This is a genomic window from Haladaptatus sp. (genome assembly GCF_049589095.1).
Classification (GTDB): Archaea; Halobacteriota; Halobacteria; order Halobacteriales; family Haladaptataceae; genus Haladaptatus.
Genome location: NZ_JBAWAC010000505.1, coordinates 1 through 2,368 on the forward strand (window position 1 = coordinate 1; position 2,368 = coordinate 2,368).

The following is a 2,368-nucleotide window of genomic DNA, read 5'->3' on the forward strand; positions in this document are numbered from 1 at the left end:
GTTCGGAGCCGAAAATTACGATCGATGGCGAACCGTTACCCGACCGTGGGTACACGCACGGGCGGACGGACGGAGAGTAAGGGCGTCCTCGATTCAGGGAATGATTTTGATGGGTGTCGGCGTGAAACAGAGGATGCCGAGCACGAACGTGAGCAACCCGAGTATCTTCCGGCGAGTGTCGAGGTCGCCGTCGTCGATTGGCGTCGCGGGACCCACGTACGCGAAGAACATCGAGAGGAATCCCCAGATGACCCAGAGAACGGTGGCGTTGCTCACGTCGAGGACGTAGAAGACGTACGCGGCGAGACCGAACAGGACCGCCGGAACGAGCGCGGCGATGCTCTCCTGGCGTTCGCCGATCATCGCGCGGACGATGTGCCCGCCGTCGAGTTGCCCGACTGGAATGAGGTTGAGGAACGTGACGAACATGCCGACCCAGCCGCCGATGACGACGGGATTGACGGATTTCGCGGGGTTATCGAACGTGAGCGGTTGACCCATCACCCAGGCGATTCCCTTGAGCAGCGGCGGATAGCCGAACTGAATCTCCACGAGGTTCGCGCTGTTCATCACCGACTGCGGGACGGTAACTGGATCGAGCGTCAGACCGACGGCGGTGACGATGACCGTCGCGACGAGTCCGGCGAGCGGCCCCGAGACACCGATGTCGAACAGGGCTTCCCGGTCCGGCATCTGCCCTTTCATCCGGATGACCGCCCCCATGGTCCCGATGAGGGTCGGCATCGGAATGAAGTACGGAAGCGTCGCGTCCACGCCGTGGTAGCGGCTCATCACGTAGTGGCCGAGTTCGTGCGTTCCCAGTACACCCATCACGGCAAACGCGAACGGCCATGCGGTCAGGACGGCCTTCACGGGTTGTGAAAAGGGGTGAACGTGATACCACGAGGCACCCGCAATGAGCGTCGAGAGGACGGTGGCGACGAAGAGAACGACGTTCTTCCACGGGATTCCGTCCGGACCGAGATGAATCGGTTCGGCGACCAGCACGTACTCCCCCATTCGCGTCGAAAGCGAGACTTCGTACCCCTGCTCGCGGAAAAGCGGCCATAACGTCTGCATCAGACGCTCTTGAGCGACGAGTGGCTCTCCATAGTAAACTAACTGCTCGCCATCAGTTCGGACATCGTACACCCGAAATACCGAGTGCAACCGTTCCAACGATGGTCCTGCGTTTGGCGGCTCCCTTGAAGCCATTCGTCCACACTACGGAACGAATCGCTATAAACCCCTAGACGACCGCACCCGACTGCAGGATAGCGATCAGAACGGTCAGAACGGGGACACTGAGTAACGTGCTGACAAAAATTGCGGTGCTCACGTACTCCGGGCCGGAGATTCCGCTCGCCCCTCGATTGTACTCGATAGTGAGGATGAGCGGCGTCACGGCGGCGGGCATCGCGCATTCGAGGACGAACACGCGTGCGACGGTGACGTCCTGAAACCCGAGCAGGAAGACGATACCGACGGCGAGCGCCGGAGCGACAACCAGTTTCAGGGCGTTCGAAACCCCGACACGCGCGATAGCCGCTCCCGAATCCGTGTTCGCCAACTGGATGCCGAGCATGAGCAACATGATGGGGATGGCGGCATTACCGGTCAGGTTCAGCGTGCTCATCACCGCGGAGTCGGTCGGCGGAACGAGACCCAGAAACCGGACCAACCCGGCCGCGAGCACCGCGTACACGAGCGGCAATTTGAACACCTCGCGGAGCGCAGCGAGGCTCGACGTTTCGTCACCGCGCGAGGCAACGTAGACGCCGAGCGTGTAGGTGAGCACCGATTGCATCGCGATGTAGAGGATGGCGGTGCTCCGTCCGACATCGTGAAACGCGAACTGCGAGAGGGGGATTCCGTAGTTTCCGGCGTTGGGAAACGCGCTCGTCAGAACCAGTGCACCGAGGACGGGTTCGGTCTCGCCGAGTGCGCGGCCGACGAGTTCCGCCACGACGACCATTCCGACCGTGAAGACGAGGACGCCGACGCCGAGCGTTGCGACCGTCCCCCCGTCGAGCGACGATGTCGTGAGACTGTAGAAGACCAACGCGGGGTTCAACACGTAAATCGTGACGGTACCCAAGGCGCTAACTTCGATATCGCGGACGGTTCCGAGGAGAAAGCCGACGGCCGCAACCGCGAGAACAGGCAAAATCGCATTCGTCAACGCTGAGAGGAGTGACACTGGTCGAACGAAAACAGTCCGAGACTACAAAAGCGTCGAAGGAGGAAAAGGGGGGAGGGGAAGCGTGTGGCAGATCCGCAGGACAGCTGCGGCATCCCAGGGGGACCGGGGCTTCGGTGGCTGCTGGGGATTGGAGGTTCGGTTCGGGGATTCAGGGATGGGGTGTGA

Annotated in this window: 2 protein-coding genes; both read right to left on the reverse strand. The window is 61.6% G+C overall.

All coding sequences use genetic code 11. From position 1 onward, the window contains the following. Positions 1-93 precede the first annotated feature (93 nt). A complete protein-coding gene (locus tag WBV42_RS15715) occupies positions 94-1,080 on the reverse strand; it encodes a site-2 protease family protein (RefSeq protein ID WP_253233964.1) in 987 nt (328 codons plus the stop codon). 169 nt (positions 1,081-1,249) lie between these two features. Continuing rightward, positions 1,250-2,200, reverse strand: coding sequence for an AEC family transporter (locus WBV42_RS15720; protein WP_253225168.1), 951 nt, complete (start codon positions 2,198-2,200; stop codon positions 1,250-1,252). Between the last annotated feature and the right edge of the window lie 168 nt (positions 2,201-2,368).

What these genes read in the sequence shown, in the direction of transcription:
- WBV42_RS15715 (WP_253233964.1), bottom strand. Translation starts at nt 1,080, where the DNA reads ATGCAGACGTTATGGCCGCTTTTCCGCGAGCAGGGGTACGAAGTCTCG.